At 67.6% G+C, this 5,783-nt stretch carries 4 protein-coding genes; 3 read left to right on the forward strand and 1 reads right to left on the reverse strand.

From position 1 onward, the window contains the following. Window positions 1–3,576: helicase-related protein (locus tag QZY44_RS10880; protein WP_295446074.1), on the reverse strand; the 3,576-nt coding region annotated here is incomplete at its 3' end. Between the two features lie 177 nt (window positions 3,577–3,753). Between QZY44_RS10880 and QZY44_RS10885 the strand changes: the two genes are divergently transcribed. Genes QZY44_RS10885 through QZY44_RS10895 form a run of 3 tightly spaced genes read left to right on the forward strand, consistent with a single transcriptional unit; the run spans window position 3,754 to window position 5,603 of the window. Further along, window positions 3,754–4,491: an SEC-C metal-binding domain-containing protein gene (locus QZY44_RS10885; protein WP_295446076.1), complete on the forward strand. Its 738-nt coding sequence runs from the start codon at window positions 3,754–3,756 to the stop codon at window positions 4,489–4,491. Between the two features lie 18 nt (window positions 4,492–4,509). Then, window positions 4,510–5,115 (forward strand): hypothetical protein, encoded by a 606-nt coding sequence (locus QZY44_RS10890; protein ID WP_295446078.1) that lies wholly within the window; start codon window positions 4,510–4,512, stop codon window positions 5,113–5,115. Between the two features lie 41 nt (window positions 5,116–5,156). Further along, entirely contained in the window at window positions 5,157–5,603 is a 447-nt protein-coding gene (locus QZY44_RS10895) for a hypothetical protein (protein WP_295446080.1), read from the forward strand. Window positions 5,604–5,783 lie beyond the last annotated feature (180 nt).

A 5,783-nucleotide genomic window follows, 5' to 3' on the forward strand; every position in this document is an offset into this window, starting at 1 on the left:
AACAATGTCGCCATAGTTGATCAGCACGCCGCCCTGGTTGCGGCTGACGAGCCGCCCGAAGGGGTCCTGGACGCGCAGGAGCCGCGGGCGGCCGGTGCCGCAGTCGAAGACGGCATACAGCCAATAGCGCCCGCGTAGGTTACAGGCACGCGCCCACTCGTTGGCGGTCAACTCCACCGCATCGGTGCCGACCCGGCCCTTGACCTCGATCCCGCGCTCCTCCCCCGGGCGCTCGGAGAGCAGATCGAAGCCGGGATACTCCATGAGGCCCGCCAGGCGCGCCCGCTCAGGGGTGGAGACATCGCGTACCGTGGCGCCGCGGGCGATCTCGGCGGCCATGGCGATCTGCATGGCGATGCGTTCCACTTCCAGGTCAAGGGCCAGGAGGTCCGCTGGGTCTTGGGATGGTTGGACCAGGCAGGTCGCAATGATCTCCACCTGGCCCGGCGTAATCAGGTCCAGTTCCCGACTGGCGTCGGCAATGGCCCGGGCGCGCCGCTGCGTGAGACCCGCCTGTTGGGCGCGGATGCGCTCCACTTCGGCCTGGGCCTTGAGGTTGCCGGCGCGTGCCTGTTTGGCGTACTCCTTGCGCGCGGTGGTCAGCTCCCAGGCCTGATAGTCGTAGGCGAGGCCGAGCAGCCCCTTGGTCTGTGCCAGGGTCTCAGCGGCGGCGAGTCGTCGCCGCTCAGTGAGCTGCCCGAGTGTTACTTGGGTCAGATAGTCCAGGGCCGCCAGCCGGCAGGTCTCGGCCTCGGCGAGAAAGACCAGACTGCCCGGGCTGGTCCCGCGACCGGGCCGCAGCAGCAGCAGTTGTTCCACCGGGGCCTCTTCCAATCGGTCCTGATACTGCTTGAGCCCAACCAGCCGCTGTTCGATGACCTCCTCGGTCTGGTGACTGGGCGAGTCGGGGTCTGCCGCGCGGAGGACCGAGAGGCGCGCGACATGGAAGAGATAGGGGGCCGTGCCGGCGGCATCGGTGAAGATGGCCCCGCGCCGGCCCGCGGGCCTGGCCTGGTCGATGGCGAGCGCGGACAGGCGCTCGAACAGTGGGTCGCCGGGGTGCAGGAAGATGGCGTCGCGCTCATCCGCCGGGCGGGAGACGGTGAAGCGCTTGCGCGCGCTGGCGGGATAGGTTTCCAGTAGGGGCAGCAGGGGTTCCAGCAGGGTGCGCCGCCGTGGGCGCAGATTGAATGGGCCGTCGATCCCCTTGGAGCGGTCCGCCGCGATCAGGTCCAGCCCGAGCAGTGGCGCGGCATGGGTGAGGTAACCGCGCACATAGCCGGGCAGAAGGTGGCGCAGTTCCTCCATGGCCATGGCCTCGCGCAGCCGCGGAAGCTCGGCGGCGACCTCACCGCCGCGGCCGTCGAGGCTCGCCTCGCGCTCGGCGATGGCCCGTACCTGATCCGCCGTCAGCCGCCCGGCCAGCGCCAGCGCCTCGCGGTCGGCGAGGTCTCCCGAGTCCACGGCCCGGCGGATGTACTCGGCCAGCGGCAGGTCCTCGAAGAGCCGGCCGACCACGTCGAAGACCTTGTCGGAGCCCAACTGCTTGCGGATCTCCTCCAGTTTGTCGAGCAGGGTCTTGATGACCCGCCCCTCACGGGTCGCCCCGGCCACCAGATTGATGATGGCGACCCGGTCGCGCCGCTGGCCATAGCGGTGGATGCGGCCCATGCGCTGTTCCAGGCGCGCGGGATTCCAGGGCACGTCGTAGTTGATGAGTATCCAGCAGAACTGGAGGTTGATCCCCTCGGCGGCGGCATCGGTGCCGATGAGAAAGCGGGCGCCGGCGACCTCGCCGCTGTGGTTACCCTGAAAGTCGCGCCGGGAGCGCGGTCCAATTCTCCCTCCCCCTATGGGGGAGGGCGGGGTGGGGGAACGGCCAAGGCGCCCGCCACTTTCATCGTCCGGGGTGGTGCGGGCGCCATGGCCGTCGCCGCGCGCCTCGGTTTCGCCCTGGCGTGGGTCTGGCCCCTCATGGTCGGCGCGGAAGCGCTCCACCGCGGCGTCCCGCTCCAGATACCCCATGCCGCCATGGATGCAGACGACCTGACCGGCGAAGCCCAGGCCTTCCAGGCGGCGCGTCAGGAAGTCCAGGGTATCGCGATGCTCGGTATAGATGATGACCTTCTGTCCGCGATACTCATTGGCTGTGAGCAGGGCGCGCATCCGCTCGAACTTGGATTCGTGCCCGGCTGCATGGACGGCCTCGGCCAGGCGCACGAGCCCCTGGACCTCGTCACGCTCGGCCAGCAGTTCCCCCAGATTGGTCGCCAGGAAGCTGCCAAGCGCCTCATCCTCGTTCGCCTCGTGGGTCTCCTGACCGGCAAGGCTCGCCTCCTCGTCGGCGGTCTGGGTCTCCAGCAGGTCGCAGAGTTTGCCCTTGTCGGCCTGACGCTCCAAGAGTGCCTGGCGGGCGCGCCATTCGTCCTCCGGGATGGCGTCCGAGCGGATGGCGTCGATGAAGCCGTCGAGCTTGGCCAGGCGCTTGCGCAGTGAACACAGCAGCGCCCAGGTGCTGCTCGCCAGTCGCCGTTGGAAGATCATCACGGCGAACCGGGCGGCCTGGCGGTTGAGCAGCCGGGCGAGGTTGTAGTAATGGCGGATGTAGGCAGTGGTGCGATCATAGAGTGCCTGTTCGCTCACCTCGCCCTGGGTGAGCTCGAAGCTCACCGTGTCGCAGACCCGCACCGGAAAGAGTGGCCGGCCGGCCAGGTCGACCATCTCCTCCTTGACGCGGCGGATGAAATAGCGGGCGCGGGCGTCCGGCGGAAAGCGCTCGAAGGCGGTCTCGGTGCTGAAGATGTCGGGCTCGAGCAGGCGCCACAGGGCGTAATAGGGGTAGGGCTTGCCCATGTGCGGGGTGGCGGTGAGCAGCAGCAGGTGCGCAGCGCTCCAGGGCAGGCGCCAGTCCGGCGGTAGGTCGCGCACCCCGGCCAGGGCCTCTGCCAGGCGGTAGCGGTCGGTGAAGGCGAGGCTGCCGTCCGGGTCGCGGCGGGCGCTGAGCTTGTGGGCCTCGTCGAAGACGACCAGGTCATAAGGGACCATGGCCGGGTCGCGCAGGCAGCCGAAGAGGCGCGGGGCGCGCAGGCTGTCGATGCTGACGATCAGCCGATCGCTGTCGGCACCCAGAAAGGGATTGGACCCCCGGGCGTCGGCCCCGGTGACGATCATGAAGGACAACTGGAAGAGCTTGCGCAACTCCCGCTGCCAGTTGCCGACCAGGCCCGCGGGGGCCACCACCAGCACGCGCCGCAAGGTCCGGCGACTCAGCGCCTCGCGCACATAGAGCCCGGTCATGATGGTCTTGCCGGCACCGGCATCGTCCGCCAGCAGGAAGCGCAGCCGCGCCTGGGGCAGCATCCGGTCATAGACCGCGATGCGCTGATGGGGCAGGGGGTCGATCGCGGCGATCTCGGTGGCGAAGGCGGGGTTGAACAGATGGCCGTAGGACAGCCGCTCCCCCTCCACCAGGACGCGGACTGCCTCCGGGTCGCCCAGGAAGTCGAGCGGCTGCGCCGAGAGTTCTTGGCTGATGTGCTTGGCACGCCGCGGGTTGCGGATGGATTCGGGGGTCAAATCGGCACTATCCTTAGATCACATGATGCATGTGCCTTTATAACGGGGGCTGGGGGTCCCTGCAAGGACCGGGCTTCGCGGGCAGCCCCCAGGTCGCGACACGGCGACTGGTGGTAAGGTAACTTCTCGCAGCTGCGCCTTGCTCCGATCCAGACCCCCGACGTTGAGAACCCCGCCATGCCGATGACTGATTTCTTCCAGGTCTTCCGAAAGCTCGCGGACTCAGAGCTGCGCACGGCGACGGTTACGCCGGGTCGCCCTGGACCCTTGCCGGCGGACCTTTATGCCTTTATAGAACTGTACTGTGACGAACCGGATTGCGACTGCCGCCGCGTGACCCTGGCGGTGATCGCTGAGAGTAAGGGCCGTGTCGTCGCACACAGCAATCTCGGATTCGACTCCGCCGATGGGATGGCTGGCCCCTTTCTGGACCTGCTGAACGTGCAGGCGTCCTTTGCCCCGGCGCTGCTTGAATTTTTTACGGACATGATCAATCACGACCCCGCCTATCTGGGCCGTCTGCACCGTCACTATGTAATGTTCAAGGAGCATTGCGAGGGCCGCCGCTATGCCGGGCCGCCCTTCGAGAAACCGGGCCGAGTCAAGCGCGTCGCCCTCTCCAAGGCCCCCGGGTTCCCCTATGAGCTGTTGCCGGATCAGCGATCGGTCGCGGCGCCCGTCCGGGCCGGCGGCAAGGTGGGCCGTAACGACCCCTGTCCCTGTGGGTCGGGTAAGAAGCTCAAGCAGTGTTGCCTGTCGAATCCAGCGTCCAGGACACTGGGGACCGCCGCTGCGGTGCCGAGCATGCTCGGCCGCGACTCCCAGCCGGCACCAGCCGACCCCTGGGCGCTCGCCGACACGGCGCGACAACTCATCACCGTGGCGCTGGCATGGCGCACCAATCCGCGCCACTAGCAGCCCTGGGACCCGGCTGTGCAGCGCTCACTTGAGACCAACCACGAGCTGGCCCCCGCCTTGCTGCGTCTGCTGTTGAGCGACTGTGCACCCGATGGGCGACAACAGACACCGGCCCCGGGTTACAACGTATGCCTGGCCCTGCTCGATGAGGCCCTGACCCAGATCCGCTATTCAGTGGAGCGCGAGCGTCCCTGGGCCGTCGCGCTGGCCGAGCAGATCCAGCTGGACATGGCGCAACTGGCGTTTAAGCCAGAGGTGGATGTGGGGGTGCAGCAGGACCTCATCGCGGCCCTGCACGAGTCCAAGCTCGCGCTGCATCAGTGCATTCGCGACCAGGCCGCGGCACTGGGCGCCTACTACGCTCGCTTCAGCGGCGGGAAGGGGGCGGGGGATCTCGACAACCTGCTGGAACGCCTCGCCCAAGAGGCGCCGCCGACGACTGACCCCTTCGCGCTGCTCGACTTGCTGCTGCCCCAGATGGCCATCATGCCGGCCGAGGGACAGGCCACGGTGATCACGGGCATGATGGCCTCCAAGCAGCCACTGATGAACGAACTCGGGGTGCTTCTGCTGCTTCACCCCGATGCCAGCGTCCGCCCCCGACGCAACTGCTGGCACTGAATGAGTTGGCAGGCGGCGACTACTGGAAACCTGAGGCCATTGTGCCCGCCGTGGCCATCGCGGACCTGGTGGCCACCGACCCCGGCGACTTCACCCCGGAGCGTACCCGGCAGGTGCTCATGCAGTCGCGAGTCTGGCCGGGATACTATGATTTCGCCGCCTCCTGGTTCGAAGACGACGCGCACATCGATGACCTGCTGCGCCGCCAGGTGGGACCACCCGCGGACTGGTTGAGGCGTCTGCCGGCCGCCGCCGCGGCCATCGTCGACCAGGTCCTTGAGCAGCGGCGTGGCCGTTGGGCCGAGCGGTTGCTGTGGACGGTGCTCTGGGCCCACGCCTCCCAGGGCCGCACGCCCGTCGCCTGGCAGGATTTTCTGATCATCGCCCAGGCCATTGAGCAGGGTATGCCGTTGGTGCAGATCCCCTTGATGCAAACGATCGCCGAGCGTTCGGTGCAGTCGGCGGCGCGCCGGGCGCAACTGCGCTAGGCCGCGGCCGCGCTACCCCATCAATTCCCATGTCCCAAGCATTTTATTTATTAGGCTTCTCCCTGAATCCGTGAACTAATACGGTGCGGTAATCCAAAATGCTGCGACTGAAGGGGGCGGAGATAAATTGCCGAGCAATAGTGCCCGGGTTGATCCATGCGGGCGCGGTCGCTGCCATCT

Origin of the sequence: uncultured Thiodictyon sp., assembly GCA_903837595.1 — a bacterium.
GTDB lineage: Bacteria > Pseudomonadota > Gammaproteobacteria > Chromatiales > Chromatiaceae > Thiodictyon.